15 protein-coding genes and 1 pseudogene are annotated in these 14,967 nt (G+C 66.2%); 6 read left to right on the top strand and 10 right to left on the bottom strand.

The features are described 5' to 3' along the window. Window positions 1–53 precede the first annotated feature (53 nt). Window positions 54–1,204, top strand: a protein-coding gene (locus ASE90_RS14795; protein WP_156361599.1) for an IS3 family transposase whose coding sequence is annotated in 2 segments (ribosomal slippage) — window positions 54–318 and window positions 318–1,204 — 1,152 coding nt in all. Because the reading frame shifts where the segments join, the coding sequence is not laid out codon by codon here. A gap of 133 nt (window positions 1,205–1,337) precedes the next feature. Here the strand turns inward: ASE90_RS14795 and ASE90_RS14790 are convergent. The 8 genes and pseudogenes from ASE90_RS14790 to rpiB form a co-directional block, all read right to left on the bottom strand. Further along, window positions 1,338–1,520 (bottom strand): annotated as a pseudogene (locus ASE90_RS14790) (transposase); the annotation flags it as partial. A 251-nt stretch (window positions 1,521–1,771) separates the two neighbouring features. Then, the gene (locus tag ASE90_RS20030; protein ID WP_156361598.1) at window positions 1,772–2,065 is read right to left on the bottom strand and encodes a hypothetical protein; all 294 of its coding nucleotides are present in this window, start codon (window positions 2,063–2,065) and stop codon (window positions 1,772–1,774) included. 92 nt (window positions 2,066–2,157) lie between these two features. Beyond that, on the bottom strand, window positions 2,158–3,183 hold the full coding sequence (locus ASE90_RS14785; RefSeq protein WP_082449836.1) for a glycoside hydrolase family 5 protein: 1,026 nt from the start codon (window positions 3,181–3,183) through the stop codon (window positions 2,158–2,160). Window positions 3,184–3,248: 65 nt separating this feature from the next. After that, window positions 3,249–4,292: a TrmH family RNA methyltransferase gene (locus ASE90_RS14780; protein ID WP_082449835.1), complete on the bottom strand. Its 1,044-nt coding sequence runs from the start codon at window positions 4,290–4,292 to the stop codon at window positions 3,249–3,251. Window positions 4,293–4,467: 175 nt separating this feature from the next. Continuing rightward, window positions 4,468–4,929, bottom strand: coding sequence for a transcriptional regulator NrdR (nrdR, locus tag ASE90_RS14775; protein WP_056002233.1), 462 nt, complete (start codon window positions 4,927–4,929; stop codon window positions 4,468–4,470). A 54-nt stretch (window positions 4,930–4,983) separates the two neighbouring features. Continuing rightward, the gene (locus ASE90_RS20370; RefSeq protein WP_200910911.1) at window positions 4,984–5,139 is read right to left on the bottom strand and encodes a hypothetical protein; all 156 of its coding nucleotides are present in this window, start codon (window positions 5,137–5,139) and stop codon (window positions 4,984–4,986) included. Window positions 5,140–5,148: 9 nt separating this feature from the next. Beyond that, the gene (gene glyA, locus ASE90_RS14770; protein WP_056002231.1) at window positions 5,149–6,444 is read right to left on the bottom strand and encodes a serine hydroxymethyltransferase; all 1,296 of its coding nucleotides are present in this window, start codon (window positions 6,442–6,444) and stop codon (window positions 5,149–5,151) included. A gap of 271 nt (window positions 6,445–6,715) precedes the next feature. Beyond that, a complete protein-coding gene (gene rpiB / locus ASE90_RS14765) occupies window positions 6,716–7,156 on the bottom strand; it encodes a ribose 5-phosphate isomerase B (RefSeq protein ID WP_056002228.1) in 441 nt (146 codons plus the stop codon). A gap of 73 nt (window positions 7,157–7,229) precedes the next feature. Here rpiB and ASE90_RS14760 point away from each other — a divergent pair, with 73 nt between their 5' ends. Together ASE90_RS14760 and ASE90_RS14755 are read left to right on the top strand one after the other, a co-directional pair. Continuing rightward, window positions 7,230–7,703 carry a hypothetical protein gene (locus ASE90_RS14760; protein WP_156361597.1) on the top strand — a complete coding sequence of 158 codons (474 nt, stop codon included), beginning with the start codon at window positions 7,230–7,232 and terminating at the stop codon, window positions 7,701–7,703. After that, window positions 7,696–8,169 (top strand): DUF3429 domain-containing protein, encoded by a 474-nt coding sequence (locus tag ASE90_RS14755; RefSeq protein ID WP_056002225.1) that lies wholly within the window; start codon window positions 7,696–7,698, stop codon window positions 8,167–8,169. The genes ASE90_RS14760 and ASE90_RS14755 overlap by 8 nt, the downstream gene beginning before the upstream one ends. Before the next feature lie 69 nt (window positions 8,170–8,238). Here the strand turns inward: ASE90_RS14755 and hemA are convergent, their stop codons facing one another. Continuing rightward, window positions 8,239–9,483, bottom strand: coding sequence for a 5-aminolevulinate synthase (gene hemA, locus ASE90_RS14750; protein ID WP_056002222.1), 1,245 nt, complete (start codon window positions 9,481–9,483; stop codon window positions 8,239–8,241). A 110-nt stretch (window positions 9,484–9,593) separates the two neighbouring features. Next, window positions 9,594–10,394, bottom strand: a complete 801-nt coding sequence (gene murI / locus ASE90_RS14745) for a glutamate racemase (protein ID WP_056002219.1) — start codon at window positions 10,392–10,394, stop codon at window positions 9,594–9,596. A gap of 136 nt (window positions 10,395–10,530) precedes the next feature. Between murI and plsY the strand changes: the two genes are divergently transcribed. The 3 genes from plsY (at window position 10,531) to topA (ending at window position 14,892) form a co-directional block, all read left to right on the top strand. Beyond that, window positions 10,531–11,097, top strand: coding sequence for a glycerol-3-phosphate 1-O-acyltransferase PlsY (plsY, locus tag ASE90_RS14740; protein WP_321163789.1), 567 nt, complete (start codon window positions 10,531–10,533; stop codon window positions 11,095–11,097). Further along, on the top strand, window positions 11,090–12,181 hold the full coding sequence (gene dprA, locus ASE90_RS14735; RefSeq protein WP_056002213.1) for a DNA-processing protein DprA: 1,092 nt from the start codon (window positions 11,090–11,092) through the stop codon (window positions 12,179–12,181). The genes plsY and dprA overlap by 8 nt, the downstream gene beginning before the upstream one ends. Window positions 12,182–12,294: 113 nt before the next feature. Then, entirely contained in the window at window positions 12,295–14,892 is a 2,598-nt protein-coding gene (gene topA / locus ASE90_RS14730) for a type I DNA topoisomerase (protein WP_056002210.1), read from the top strand. Window positions 14,893–14,967: the final 75 nt, after the last annotated feature.

Genomic DNA, 14,967 nt, shown 5'->3' with positions numbered 1-14,967 from the left:
TGGACTTGCCCCGGAAAAGTGGAGAGTTCTCCTTAAGGTGAAAGGCGAACTCGATGACGAAGCAGCGACGGTTCACGAAGGAATTTGAAAACGAAGCGGTACGGCTGGCGGCGACCAGCGGACGCACGCAGCGCGAGATCGCGGAGGACCTGGGTGTTGGGTTATCGACGCTGGTGCGCTGGATCGGCCGCAGCCGGGATCGTTTGGTGGATACGCCGGATCAAACGCCGCAGGCAGATATGGCTGCCGAGTTGAAGCGGCTTCGGCGGGAGAACGAGATCCTCCGGCAGGAGCGCGAYATATTGAAGCGGGCGACCGCTTTTTTCGCCCGGGAGGGAAGTCGATGAGGTTCCAGCTCGTCGATCGGGCGAAGAAGGATTTCCCGGTCCACCGCCTCTGCCGGGTGCTCGGCGTCAGCCAGAGCGGCTATTTCGCCTGGAAGGATCGGCCGGCCAGTCGGCGCCAGCGCGATGACATGGTGATGCTGGCGCATGTCCGCTCGGCGTTCGCGCTGTCGAACGGCACCTATGGCAGCCCGCGCATGACGCGCGAGTTGCAGGATGATGGCTTTGCCATCGGGCGGCGTCGCACGGCCCGGCTGATGCGCGAGAACGGCCTGCGCGGGCGGCAGAAGCGGCGGTTCAAGCGGACCACCGACAGCGAGCACGCCTGGCCGATCGCGCCGAACATCATCGACCAGGACTTCACCGCGGCGGCACCCAACCAGAAGTGGGGCGTGGACATCTCATACATCTGGACGCGGGAGGGRTGGCTCTATCTGGCCGTGGTCATCGACCTCTTCTCCCGCCGCGTCGTCGGCTGGGCCGTCGGCGACCGACTGCACCGCGATCTGGCGCTGGCGGCGTTGCGCAAGGCCCTCGTCATGCGGCGTCCGCCCGAAGGGCTCATTCATCATTCGGACCGTGGCAGCCAATATTGTTCAGTGGAGTACCAGGCCGAACTGCGTCGCCACGGCATCCGTATCTCCATGTCGGGCAAGGGAAATTGTTACGACAATGCCATGGTTGAGACGTTCTTCAAGACCATCAAATCCGAGCTCGTATGGCGTACCGTCTTCTATACCCGTTACGAAGCCGCGGATGCCATTGCCCGCTATATCGACGGCTTCTACAACCCCGTCAGGCGTCATTCCGCGCTCGACTACACCAGCCCCTCGCAGTTCGAACGAACCGCGTCACGCTGAGCAAATGCCTCTCCACTTAAGCGGGGCAAGTCCAGAAAACGCCGACCCCGGGNTCAGGCGTCATTCCGCGCTCGACTACACCAGCCCCTCGCAGTTCGAACGAACCGCGTCACGCTGAGCAAATGCCTCTCCACTTAAGCGGGGCAAGTCCAGAAAACGCCGACCCCGGGTCCGCCGCCTGCTCCCGCACCCATTTGCGCAGCACGTTCTCGTGCAGGTCCAGATCGCGTGCGGCCTGCGATACAGATACCCCGCGCTCCCGAACCAGCTTCACCGCCTCGAGCTTGAACTCACGGCTGAACTTCCGTCGTTGCATCTCCATCCTCCAGTCTCAAAAACACCCTATCTCAGTGTCCACGAAACCGGCAGCAGCTCACGGCCATGTGCTCGGTCGCAAGCCGCGAATGGTGGCTGCGGTCGCCTTGGCCGACAAGATGGCGCGCATGATCTGGGCGATGATGACGCGAGAAGAGAATTATCGGATGGCGTAAGCCGGTCGTCTTCCTCTGAAGCGAACCGGTAAGCGCCTGGGGGCTTCGCGGCCCTCGCAAGGAGATCGACTGACGATTATGCGGCAAGGACTTCAATGTTCAGGACGTGGAAACCAGTCCCGGGGCGCGAGCATCGTAGCTCTCTGAACCGATGTGGACCGCGTTCTTCGAACTGCATACCGGCCAGTGGCAAACGATGAGCCACGCGAACAGGCCTGACACACAAACGATATAAGCGCCGAGCCGCCAGAACGTCGGAAAATCGCCTGGCAAAACCGGGGGCATCCATACACGTGCCTCCCGGCGCTGTCGCGCAGATCTGGAAGCTGCGCTTCGCCAGGTCGATGGCGAGGATGTGGACGTCGGTCATCTGCTCCTCCTTCCCTTGGCACCTCCCGGTGCCGGTCCGGCATCATACGACGCCGCTCGAAGGGGGCATCCACCCCATCAGTTCAGTCCGATTTATTTATCGGTCGGCACCAGCGCCTGCCGGATTGGTTCGATCCAGCGATTCTTGTCGATGTCGTACAAGATGAAGTCGCTGTCGAATTGCCAATACGCCCAAGGGAAGCCATGTGCCTCCGCCTCGCGACGAACCGCTGAGGTATAACGGACGCGGGCTTCCATCGGGATGCCGCTTTTGTCGTACGCGCCGAATTCGCCGAGCAGGATCGGGCGGTTATTCGCCTTCGACCATGCCGCAACCTTGTCGTAATCGGCCTTGATCCGGGCTTCGTCGGCGGCGGTGAAGGGGACGTCGCTGACCTTCGCCATATCGTCGGCCCACGGCGCGCCCTGATGGGTGAAGCGGAAGGGTTCGTAGGAATGGAACGTCACGATGATGTTCCGGTCGTCCCGCGGCAGGTTCAGCGTCGGCAATTCTTCGAGATTGTTCCAGCGGGTCGGGCCGATCACCAGCGTGCGATTGGGGTTGGTCGCGCGCACCACCGGGATCAATTTGGCCAGCATCGCATTCCATCGCGCGGCGTCGAGGGGGGCATGCGGTTCGTTGAGCAATTCGAACAGCACCGTGTCCGGGGCACCGCGATAACGTTCGCCGATCTGCTGCCAGAACGCGACCAGCTTCGGTTCGCAGGCGTCGGGTGCTGCCGAACAGGGATTGAAGTCGTGTTCGTCGAGGATGACGGTCAGGCCGGCGGCGGTTGCTTCGTTGACGACCCGGTCGAGCGTCGCCAGCCACTGCGGATCGAGCCGGTTCTGCGCGTCCATGTGCTCGAACGCCTGCAACACCACGCGGACGAAATCGAAGCCGCCCCGTTTGATGATCGCGAAATGCTTCGTCTGGAACCGCGCCTTGGCGGGATCGCGCCATAGCGGATCGTAGCCGATGATGTTGACGCCGCGCTTCAGCTTCGTCGCTGCCTGCCATGCCGGTTCGGCGCTCTTCGCCGATTGCGATGCCGGGGCGGCCGACAACGGTGTCACGATCAGCGCGGTGGCAAGAAGTGCGAGGATTTTGAAGTGCATGGCTGGTCTTTCGGATCGGGCGGACGCGCGAGGCTATCGCGGTCCGCGCTGCCGTTCAACCGGCGTCAGCGTCGCCGCTTCGCCCCGTCGAGCGCCGAGAGCACGCCGCGCATCGTGCGCACCTCCTGCGACGTCCAGCCGGGCTTGGTCAGCAGCGTGCGCAGCGTCCGGCGCGAGGTGACAGCGCGTTCGGGCGGGAAGAAGAAGCGGGCGGCTTCCAGCATGTCGTCCAGCTGGCCGATCATGCCCTCCAGTTCTTCGTGCGGGGCGGGTTCGCCGAGGTCGACGATCGACGGGCTGGCGAGATCCTGCCCCTTCGACCATTCGTACGCGACAAGGATCACCGCCTGCGCGAGATTGAGCGAACCGAATTCGGGATTGATCGGCACGGTCAGGATCGTGCGGGCGAGCGCCACGTCATCGGTTTCGAGACCGGAGCGTTCAGGGCCGAACAGGATCGCCGAGCGACCGGCATCGGCCCGAATCGCCTGTGCGGCGACCTCGGGCGTGACGACCGGTTTGGTGATGCCGCGCTTGCGGACGGTGGTGGCGTAGACATGCGCGCAGTCGGCGACGGCATCGGCGACGCTGTCATAGACGACGGCATCGCGCAGGACCTGATCGGCACCGCTGGCAGCTGGTCCGGCTTCGGGATTGGGCCAGCCATCGCGCGGGGCGACGAGGCGCAGGTCGGTGAGGCCGAAGTTCAGCATGGCGCGGGCGGCCTTGCCGATATTCTGGCCGAGTTGCGGGCGGACGAGGACGATGACGGGTTGGGTGGTCGCGCTACCCTCCCGTTCGGTTCGGGCAGCATCGAGCCTGTCGAGATTCGGCTGTCGAGCACTCGCTGCGGTCGAGATCGTCGACCAGTCGCCGCGGAACAGGCCTTCCTTCTTCTTCTTCGACCAGTCCTTGACCTGTGCCTCACGGTCCAGCGCGTCGGTCCGGGTCTGAAACGTCTCGCTCCACATCAGTTCGACCGGGCGACGATCGGCAGTGTAGCCGGGGATCGTGCCGGACTGATGCTCGCCGACGCGGCGGTCGAGGTCGTCGGTGTGGCCGGTGTAATAGGTGCCGTCCGAGCATTTCAGGATGTAGACGTGGAACATGGCGGGCCTTGGGTTCTCGACGGGCGTGTCTCTACCGGCTCGATACTGCTCGAACTTGACCGGGGGAAGGGCGTTACCGGTAACGCGTTCTCGACGGGCGCTTCTCGACAAGCTCGAAGCTGCTCGAACCGAACGGTGTGGGTTGGGCAAGGGGCGAGTAGGCGCGGTGAAGGTCTTACCCCTTCGCCGCATCCCCGACCGTGCCGGCAAATTCCTCGAAATCCTTCGCCTCGCGGAAGTCCTTGTAGACGCTGGCGAAGCGGATGTACGCGACCGGGTCGAGGCCTTGCAGTCCCTCCATCACCAGTTCGCCGATCCGGCCCGAGGGGATTTCGCTATCGCCGGTGGTTTCCAGCTGGCGCTGGATACCCGAGACGAGCCGTTCGACCTGTGCCGGGGTGATCGGGCGCTTGCGGCAGGCGGTGGCGACCGAGCGGAGCAGCTTGTCGCGGTCGAACGGCTGGCGGCGGTCGCCCGACTTGACCACGGTCAGGTCGCGCAACTGGATGCGTTCGAACGTCGTGAAGCGTGCGCCGCAGCCGGAGCATTGCCGCCGTCGCCGGATCGCCGCGCCGTCGTCGCTGGGACGGCTGTCCTTCACCTGGCTGTCGTCATGGGCGCAGAACGGGCAGCGCATCGGTCTTCCTGTCAAACCGCCCGCGCCGCCACATGGCGGCACGGGCGGGGCGCGTCAGTAACGCGGCTTCTTGTTCGCCTTGTACCAGGCATAGCCCGCACCGGCAGCCGCGCCGATCAGCGGGCCAACGAACGGCACCGGAATGGCGATGACCGCGCCCAGCGCGCCCCATTTCGCCATGCTCTTGCCGACCGATTTGTCCTTGACCATGTGACCTCCTTACAGACCCGGATAGATCGGGAACCGCTCGCACAGCGCCCGAACCCGTGCCTTAACGTCCGCCTCGACCACAGGGTCCCCCGCCTCGCCCTTGGCGCGCAGCCCGTCGAGCACGTCGGCGACCATATGGCCGATCTCGGTGAACTCGGCCTTGCCGAAACCGCGGGTGGTGCCGGCGGGCGATCCGACGCGGATGCCACTGGTCTTGACCGGGGGGAGGGGGTCGAACGGGATGCCGTTCTTGTTGCAGGTGATCGCCGCGCGCTCCAGCGCCTCGTCGGCGTCGCGGCCGGTGACGCCCAGCGGGGTCAGGTCGATCAGCGCCAGATGCGTGTCGGTGCCGCCGGCGACGACGTTGGCGCCGCGATCCTTGAGGGTAGCGGCCAGCGTCTGCGCGTTCTCGACGACGGCGCGGATATAGTCCTTGAATTCCGGGCGCAGCGCTTCGCCGAACGCGACCGCCTTGGCCGCGATCACGTGCATCAACGGACCGCCCTGCAGCCCCGGGAACACCGCCGAATTGATCTTCTTGGCGATGGCTTCGTCGTTGGTCAGCACCATGCCGCCGCGCGGACCGCGCAGCGTCTTGTGCGTGGTGGTGGTGACGACATGCGCCTGGCCGAACGGGGTCGGGTGCAGGCCGGCGGCAACGATGCCGGCGAAATGCGCCATGTCGACCATGAACTTGGCACCGACCTCATCGGCGATCGCGCGGAACTTGGCGAAGTCGATATGGCGCGGATAGGCCGAGCCGCCGGCGATGATGAGCGTCGGCTTGTGTTCGCGCGCCAGCGCCGCGACCTCGTCATAGTCGATCAGATGGGTTTCGCGATCGACGCCATATTGGACCGCGTTGAACCACTTGCCCGACATCGCCGCCTTGGCACCGTGCGTCAGGTGACCGCCGGCGTCGAGGCTCATGCCCATGATCGTGTCGCCGGGCTTGGTCAGCGCCAGCATCACCGCCCCGTTCGCCTGCGCGCCCGAATGCGGCTGAACGTTGACGAAGCCGCAGCCGAACAACTGCTTGGCACGATCGATCGCGAGCTGCTCGACCTCGTCCGACGGGTGGCAGCCCTGATAGTAACGCTTGCCGGGATAACCCTCGGCATATTTGTTGGTGAAGACCGAACCCTGTGCTTCCAGCACCGCCTTGGACACGATGTTTTCCGATGCGATCAGCTCGATCTGATAGCGCTCGCGTTCCAGTTCGTGGGTGACGCCCGCGAACACGGCGGGGTCGGCATCGGCTAGGGTGGTTTCGAAGAAACCGTCGGGGCGGAACTGGTCGGTCATGGGGCGCGGCTCCCGCTGGAAAAGAGGTCGCGCGCGCTTTAGTCCGGGTGTCATCGAAATGCCACCCGGGGAATTGGGTTTCAGGCCGGCGGTAGAAGAAGGTGGTTCACGCAAAGGCGCGGAGACGCGAAAGCGTCGTGCACGCGGACACCTATCACGCAGCGATCCTTTGCAGCCCGGTTGCGAGGTGAACAGAAGGCTCGCCGGCGCGAGCGGGGGCCGCGCACGCCCTCCGCGTCTCCGCGCCTTCGCGTGAACCCAATTCTTCTGCTTACGCCGGAGGAGTACCCAGCTTGTCGACGCGGCGCTGATGGCGGGCGCCGCCGAACGGGGTGGAGAGGAAGGCGGCCAGACACGCCTTCGCCATTTCGCTGCCGACCAGCCGTGCGCCCATTGCGATGACGTTGGCGTCGTTATGTTCGCGCGCCAGTGCCGCCGACAGGGGTTCGGACACCAGCGCACAGCGGCATGCGGCGACGCGATTGACCGCGATCGAAATGCCGATGCCTGATCCGCACAAGGCGACGCCGAAATCGGCATCCTTGCCGCTAACTACTTGTGCCAGCTTGTAGCCATAGTCGGGATAATCGACGCTGGCCGGCCCGTCGGGGCCGAGATCGGCGACTTCATGCCCCTGGTCGTGCAACCAAGTGACGAGTTCTGCCTTGAGCCCTAGGGCGGCGTGGTCGGATGCGATTGCGATACGGGCCATGGGCCGCTTCTAGCCGTCGGGATGGCCGGGCGCTAGGCTGAGGTCATTGGGAAAGGCGAAAGGGATGGCAAGGATGCGTGGAACGATCATCGTCGCGGCACTTGCACTAAGCGCATGCGGCGCATCGGAACGGCGCAGCGAAGGTGCCGCGACACAGGCCGCGATCGAAAACAGCGCCGCCACGCCGCTGCCCGCGCCGAAGGCGCCGACGCCGGCACCATCGCCGACCCCCACGCCAACCCCGACCACCAGCAATACCGCGGCACCGGGAGCGAGCCAGTATCTCGGTCGCTGGGTCGGCGTCGAAGGCACCTATCTGGTCGTCAGCGATCCGGCGCAGGGCGATGTGAAGCTCGAAATGCAATATGACCTCGACAACAAGGGCAATTTCGTCGGCACGGTCACACCGGAAGGCATCCGGTTCGAACGCGGTGGCGAGACGCTGTTGCTGCGACCGAGCAACGGTGATGCGACCGGGCTGAAATGGCTGGCGGGCAAGACAGATTGTCTGACGGTCAAGCCGGGCGAGGGATATTGCCGTGGCTGACGGGATCGATGCTGCCCCGGTCGTCCGTCCGCCGATTGCCGCGTTGCTGCTGGGCTATGCCGGGCTCTTGCCGCCGATCGTCGCGGTTGCGGTACGGCTGATCGATCCGGCCAAGGGCGGCATGATGCTGGCGCTGGCGCTATTCTATTCGGCGCTGATCCTGAGCTTTCTGGGCGGGATGTGGTGGGGCGCGGTGTCGGCGCGGGTGGCCGGCGCGGCGCTGACGCTGTGGCTGGGCATCGCGGTGGTGCCGACGCTGGTCGCGCTGGTCGCTGGCGCGGTCCTGTTCGCGTCGGTCCTGTCGGCATCGGCGATCGTGGCGGCAGGGCTGCTCGGATCGCTGCTGGTCGACATGGCGCTGGTGCGTGCAGGGCATGTACCGGCGTGGTGGATGAAGCTGCGCCTGCCGCTGTCGGTCGGACTGGCGGTGCTGACGCTGCTCACCGGACTATTGGCGCAGCCATAGGTTCGAGGCGAAGCGATACCGGCGCAATGGAACAGCGCCGGTTTGCCGCTGATCCGCCGGGACCGCCGCTCAGGCTGCCTTGCGCAGTTCCAGCCGGCCCCAGATCTCGACCAGCGCAGCGGTCAGTTCCTGCATCATGGCCGTATCGTGCGCTGGCCCCGGCGTGAAGCGCAGCCGTTCGGTGCCGCGCGGGACGGTCGGATAATTGATCGGCTGAACATAGACGCCGTATTCACGCAGCAGGATGTCGCTGATCCGCTTGGCCTTTACCGGGTCGCCGACCATCAGCGGCACGATATGCGTGGTCGTGTCCATCACCGGCAGCCCGGCATCGGCGAACAGCGTCTTGAGCGTCGCGGCCGCCGCCTGCTGCCCCTCACGCTCGGCAGTCGAGCCTTTGAGGTGGCGGACGCTGGCCAATGCCCCGGCGACCAGCACCGGCGACAGGCTGGTCGTGAAGATGAAGCCCGGCGCATAGGAGCGGATCACGTCGATCACGGTGCGATCGGCGGCGATATAGCCGCCCATCACCCCGAATGCCTTGCCCAGCGTTCCCTCGACGATCGTCAGCCGTGATGCCGCGTCATCGCGTTCGGAAATACCTCCGCCGCGCGCGCCATACATGCCGACCGCATGGACTTCGTCGAGATAGGTCAGCGCGTTATATTTGTCGGCGAGGTCGCAGATCGCGTGGATCGGGGCGACGTCGCCATCCATCGAATAGACGCTTTCGAACGCGATCAGCTTGGGCACCGACGGGTCTTCGGCGGCCAACAGATGTTCGAGATGGGCGAGGTCGTTGTGGCGGAACACCCGCTTTTCACAGCCCGAATGCCGGATGCCCGCGATCATCGACGCGTGGTTCAGCTCGTCCGAAAAAATGATGCAGCCCGGCAGGATGCGGGCGATGGTCGACAGCGTCGCCTCGTTCGAGACATAGCCGCTGGTGAACAGCAGCGCCGCTTCCTTGTCGTGCAGGTCGGCGAGCTCGGTTTCGAGGTCGATGTGATAATGCGTGTTGCCGCCGATGTTGCGGGTGCCGCCCGAGCCGGCACCGACGTCATGCAGCGCTTCTTCCATCGCCGCGATGACCGCGGGATGCTGGCCCATCGCCAGATAGTCGTTCGAGCACCAGACGGTGATCGGCTTCGGCCCGTTATGCCCGGCGAAGCACCGCGCATTGGGGAACTGCCCCTTGTTGCGCAGGATGTCGATGAAGACGCGGTAGCGCCCTTCCTCGTGCAGGCGGTCGATCGCCTGTGCGAAGACACGGTTGTAATCGACCGAGCGGGCCGGAACTGCGTCGATGCTCATGGGGCGCGGGTGTACCTGTTGCGCGGTCGCGTTTCCAGCGGATAAAAGCGGTTACCCTGATCGACCCCCTTGGACATTTTGTCTCAGCGTCGGCGTTCGTGACCAAAAGCTCAAAGCGCTTCGACCGACGCGAACCCGCGCGGGGCCAGCGTCGCGGCGATCGCCCGTTCGCGCTCGCCCAGTCGGGTGAAGACGAGTCGTCCGGGTACCGGCGCTTCGGGAAAGGGCTGTCCCGCCGTCAGCGTCGCGATGCGGCGGGCGATGCCGGGGCCGCCGTCGACGAAGCGGACGCCAGCGGGCGCGACCGCGATCATGTCGGCCTCAAGTAAGGGGAAATGGGTGCAGGCGTTGACGATGACGTCGATCCGGTCGCCCCGTTCCTGCAAAAACAGCCCCGCAAGTTCAGTCGCGATCCGGTCGAGTGACGGTGCGTCGCCGGCCAGCGCCCCCTCGGCCAGTTCGACCAGTGCCGCCGATCCATGGCGCAGCACGGTGCAGTCGCCGGCAAAGCGCGCGGCAAGGCCGTCGACATAGGGCTGGCGCACCGTCGCCTGTGTCCCGAGCACGCCGATGACGCGACTGCGCGACAGTTCCGCCGCGACCTTGACCGCGGGCACCGTGCCGACCACCGGCACGTCGAGCGCGGCACGCACCACCGGCAGCGCGATGGTCGATGCGGTGTTGCATGCGATCACGACGAGGCGCGGGCGATACCGCTCGACCAGCCGCCCGAGCAGCGCCGGCACCCGCGCCGCGATCTCCGCCTCGGTCCGGGTGCCATAGGGAAAACCGGCCGAGTCGGCGGCGTAGACGATCGGCGCGGTCGGCAGCAGCGCCAGCGTCGGCGCGACCACCGACAGGCCGCCGACGCCCGAATCGAAGAACAGGATCGGTTGCGTCGTCTGGCCCATCACCGGGCATACTCCCCTTGGCGTATCCGGCCGCGTTGCATGCCGTCGCCGAACCCCTTACCCTCCATGCGACAGACGGCAAGTTCAGGGGGCTATCCTGCCGAGCGAAATACTCTGGATCCCGCCGGCGGCGGCGTTGCTGATCGGCTATGTGCTGGGATCGATTCCATGGGGCATCCTGCTGACCCGCAGCGCCGGTGCCGGCGACCTGCGCACGATCGGGTCGGGCAATATCGGCGCGACCAACGTGCTGCGTACCGGACGCAAGGGGCTGGCGGCGGCGACGCTGCTGCTCGACCTGTTGAAGGGGGCAGCGGCGGTGTGGATCGTCGCGGCGCTGTTTCCGGGCGAGGAACCGATCGCCGGTGCGGCGGCGTTCATCGGGCATTGCTATCCGCTGTGGCTGCGTTTTCGCGGCGGCAAAGGGGTGGCGACGATGATGGGTGTCGTCGTCGCGCTCTGCCCGATCGCCGGACTGGCCTATGCGATCATGTGGCTGGGGTTGCTGGCGACGGTTCGCATTTCGTCGGTCGCGGGCATGGCGGCGGCGGTCGCCGCGCCGATCGCGGCGGCATGGGCCGGGCGGTTCGATCTCGTGATCCTGTTCCTCGGCCTCGCGCTGATCGTGCTGTGGAAGCATCGCGAAAATATCGAACGACTGGTCGCCGGGACAGAGCCGAGGATCGGCCGCAAGCGTGAATGAGCCGCAAGCGGCCCGCTTCGCGGCGCTGCGGCTGATCCGGTCGGCGAATATCGGACCGGTCACGTTCCGGGCGTTGATCGATCGCTATGGCGATGCGGCGGCGGCGATCGATGCGTTGCCGATGCTGGCGGCGCGCGGGGGCGGCAGGGCGCCGGTGCTGGCCGACGAAGGCGCGGTGCGGCGGGAGATCGCGACGGTGCGTGCGCTCGGCGGGCGGTTTCTGCTGCTCGGCGATCCCGACTATCCCGCGTTGCTGGCCGAACTGGACAGTGCGCCGCCCGCGCTGATCGTGCGCGGCGACCTGTCGCTGCTGGCGCGGCCGTGCGTCGCGATGGTGGGTGCCCGCAACGCATCGGCGGCGGCCTGCCGGTTCGCGCGGGGCTTGGCGGAGGAACTGGGCGCGGCGGGATATTGCGTGGTGTCGGGACTGGCACGCGGCATCGACACGGCGGTGCATCAGGGCGCGATCGGCCATGCGACGATCGGGGTCATCGCCAGCGGCATCGACGTCGTGTTCCCGCCCGAAAATGCCGGCTTGCAGGAGGAGGTGGCGACTCGCGGGTTGCTCATCGCCGAACAGCCGCCGGGCACGCAGCCGCTCGCCCGCCATTTCCCGTCGCGCAACCGGATCATCGCCGGGCTGGCGCTGGGCACGGTGGTGGTCGAGGCGGCACCGCGATCGGGGTCGCTCATCACCGCCCGGCTGGCGGGGGAGGCGGGGCGTGAGGTGATGGCGGTGCCGGGATCGCCGCTCGATCCGCGGGCGCAGGGATGCAATTCGCTGATTCGGGAGGGCGCTACGCTCGTGCAGAACGCGGCCGACGTGGCCGAAATGCTCCGCCCGATCGATGCGCGGGCGGTGCGGGCACCGGGCGGGCGCTATGTCGGCGAACCGGCGGCGACCGATGCCAGCGACGGCGACCGGACGCGGATCACCGGACTGCTCGGCCCGGTGCCGGTGGCGGTCGACGAACTGGTGCGGCAATCGGGATGCCCGACGACGGTGGTGCAGACGGTGCTGCTCGAACTCGAACTGGCCGGGCGGCTCGACCGCCATGCCGGCGGGCGGGTCAGCCTGGGGTAACGACCTGCCATCAAAGCGTAACCGCGATCCGTCACCTGCATCCGCCGACTTGACGCCACCCCCCGGCGCTCTCCACTCTCGCGTACGTACGCACAAGGACCGACCGTCACATCATGCAGCTTGTCATCGTCGAATCGCCCGCCAAGGCGAAGACCATCGAAAAATATCTGGGGTCCGACTACCGCGTCCTCGCCTCCTACGGCCATGTCCGCGACCTGCCGCCCAAGGACGGGTCGGTGAACCCCGACGACGGCTTCGCGATGGATTGGGAGACATATGCCGACAAGACGAAGCAGCTGAAGGCGATCACCGATCTGGCCAAGACTGCCGATCGCCTGATCCTCGCCACCGATCCCGATCGCGAGGGCGAGGCGATCAGCTGGCATGTGCAGGAGGTGCTGAAAAAGCGCCGCGCCCTGCCCAAGGAGGTCGAGCGGGTCACGTTCAACGCGATCACCAAGCCGGCGATCCTCGCCGCGATGAAGGCCCCGCGTCAGCTGGATACCGACCTGATCGATGCGTATCGGGCGCGCCGTGCGCTCGACTATCTGGTCGGGTTCACCCTGTCGCCGGTGCTGTGGCGCAAGCTGCCCGGCGCGAAATCGGCGGGACGCGTCCAGTCGGTCGCGCTGCGCCTGCTGGTCCAGCGCGAGCGCGAGATCGAGACGTTCGTCGCGCAGGAATATTGGTCGGTCGTCGCCAAGATGGAGGCCGACGGCACGCCGTTCGACGCGCGCCTCGTCAAACTGAAGGGCAAGAAGCTCGACAAGCTGTCGCTGGGCGACGCCGGATCGGCCGAGGTCGCGAAGTCGGCGGTGGTCGATGGCCGCTTCACCGTCACCAATGTCGAAACGAAGCCCGCGACGCGCAATCCGCCGCCCCCGTTCACCACCTCGACGCTGCAACAGGAAGCGGCGCGCAAGCTGGGCTTTTCGGCCAGCCATACGATGCGGGTGGCGCAGTCGCTCTATGAGGACGGCGCGATCACGTACATGCGGACCGACGGTGTGCAGATGGACGGATCGGCGATCGATGCCGCGCGCGGTGCCATCGCCAACCGCTATGACGGCAGCTACGTCCCCGACAAGCCGCGTCAGTATCAGACCAAGGCCAAGAATGCGCAGGAAGCGCACGAGGCGATTCGCCCGACCGATTTTTCGAAGGATCGTGCCGGGTCGGGCGATCATGGCCGCCTGTACGACCTGATCTGGAAGCGGGCGCTGGCCAGCCAGATGGCGTCGGCGCGGATGGAGCGGACCGCCGTCGAGCTGGAGGACCAGACCGGTCAGACCGGGCTGCGCGCGACCGGACAGGTCGTGCTCTTCCCGGGATACCTCGCGCTGTACGAGGAAGGGCGCGACGACGCGGCCGACGAGGATTCGCGCCGTTTGCCGCTGCTCCGCTCGGGCGACAGCCCGGCCAAGAAGGACGTCGTCGCCGAACAGCATTTCACCCAGCCGCCGCCGCGTTTCTCCGAAGCGTCGCTGGTCAAGCGGCTGGAGGAACTGGGGATCGGGCGGCCGTCGACCTATGCCTCGATCATCCAGGTGCTGAAGGATCGCGGCTATGTCCGCGTCGAGAAGAACCGGTTCTTCGCCGAGGAGACCGGGCGGTTGCTGACCGCGTTCCTCGAACGGTTCTTCGAGAAATATGTCGGCTACGACTTCACCGCCGAGCTGGAAGAGGAACTGGACGACGTGTCGGGCGGGCGTGCCGAATGGCAGGCGGTGCTCGAAGCGTTCTGGCGCGATTTCAAGCCACGCACGTCGGAGGTGATGGAGCAGCAGCCGAGCGCGATCACCGCCGAGCTGGACATATTCCTCGGCAGCTATCTGTTCCCCGACAAGGCCGATGGCAGCGATCCGCGCCTGTGCCCGAATTGCGGGGAGGGGCGGCTGGCGCTGCGCGGCGGCAAGTTCGGCGCGTTCATCGCCTGCTCCAACTACCCCGAATGCAAATATACCCGCCGCTTCGCGCAGCCGGGCGGTGAGGAAGGCGGCGACGCCGGTCCCGAAGGACTGGGCAAGGACCCGGAAACCGGACTGGAAGTCGAACGGAAATCGGGTCGTTTCGGTCCCTATATCCAGCTTGGCGAGGGCAAGGATGCCAAGCGCGCGTCGATCCCGAAGGATATTGGCGAACTGAACCTTGAATGGGCGCTCAAGCTGCTCAGCCTGCCGCGCACCATCGGCAACCATCCGGAAACGGGTGAGCCGATCGAGGCGGCGATCGGGCGCTATGGCCCGTATCTCAAGCATGCCGGCAAATATGCGCGGTTGCAGACGACGGCGGACGTGTTCGAAACCGGCATGAACGCGGCGGTGGTCAAGCTGGCCGAGGCGGCGGCGGGCGGCGGACGTCCCGCGCGCGGCGCGGCGAAGGAGCCGCTGAAGGTGCTGGGCGCGCATCCGCGTACCGAGGCCGAGATCAAGCTGATGGAAGGGCGCTATGGCCCGTATGTCACCGACGGCACGACCAACGCGACGATCCCGAAGTCGATCGAACCGGGTGCGCTGACGCTCGAAGAAGCGGCGCAACTGATCGACGAGCGTGCGGCGGCGGCGCCGGCCAAGGGCAAGAAGAAGCCGGTGGCCAAGAAGGCGGCACCGAAGAAGGCGGCGGCAAAGGATGATGCCAAGCCGGCGGCGAAAAAACCTGCTGCCAAAAAGGCCGCACCGAAAAAAGCCGCACCGAAAAAGGCGGCGGACTGACCCTGATCCGGTCGCGACGAACATCGTCCCGGCACGCCGGGATGGCGTTCGGATCGGACGCGGTGGATAGGGTTC

The organism is Sphingomonas sp. Leaf67 (genome assembly GCF_001421965.1).
Classification (GTDB): Bacteria; Pseudomonadota; Alphaproteobacteria; order Sphingomonadales; family Sphingomonadaceae; genus Sphingomonas.
This window is presented reverse-complemented; position numbering and strand designations above follow the sequence as displayed.

Bases quoted from the DNA above. Each gene is read 5' to 3' on its own strand.
- ASE90_RS20030 (WP_156361598.1), bottom strand. From the start codon at position 2,065: ATGACCGACGTCCACATCCTCGCCATCGACCTGGCGAAGCGCAGCTTC.
- glyA (WP_056002231.1), bottom strand. From the start codon at position 6,444: ATGACCGACCAGTTCCGCCCCGACGGTTTCTTCGAAACCACCCTAGCC.
- ASE90_RS14780 (WP_082449835.1), bottom strand. From the start codon at position 4,292: ATGTTCCACGTCTACATCCTGAAATGCTCGGACGGCACCTATTACACC.
- ASE90_RS14760 (WP_156361597.1), top strand. From the start codon at position 7,230: ATGCGTGGAACGATCATCGTCGCGGCACTTGCACTAAGCGCATGCGGC.
- nrdR (WP_056002233.1), bottom strand. From the start codon at position 4,929: ATGCGCTGCCCGTTCTGCGCCCATGACGACAGCCAGGTGAAGGACAGC.
- murI (WP_056002219.1), bottom strand. From the start codon at position 10,394: ATGGGCCAGACGACGCAACCGATCCTGTTCTTCGATTCGGGCGTCGGC.
- hemA (WP_056002222.1), bottom strand. From the start codon at position 9,483: ATGAGCATCGACGCAGTTCCGGCCCGCTCGGTCGATTACAACCGTGTC.
- ASE90_RS14785 (WP_082449836.1), bottom strand. From the start codon at position 3,183: ATGCACTTCAAAATCCTCGCACTTCTTGCCACCGCGCTGATCGTGACA.
- ASE90_RS20370 (WP_200910911.1), bottom strand. From the start codon at position 5,139: ATGGTCAAGGACAAATCGGTCGGCAAGAGCATGGCGAAATGGGGCGCG.
- rpiB (WP_056002228.1), bottom strand. From the start codon at position 7,156: ATGGCCCGTATCGCAATCGCATCCGACCACGCCGCCCTAGGGCTCAAG.
- topA (WP_056002210.1), top strand. From the start codon at position 12,295: ATGCAGCTTGTCATCGTCGAATCGCCCGCCAAGGCGAAGACCATCGAA.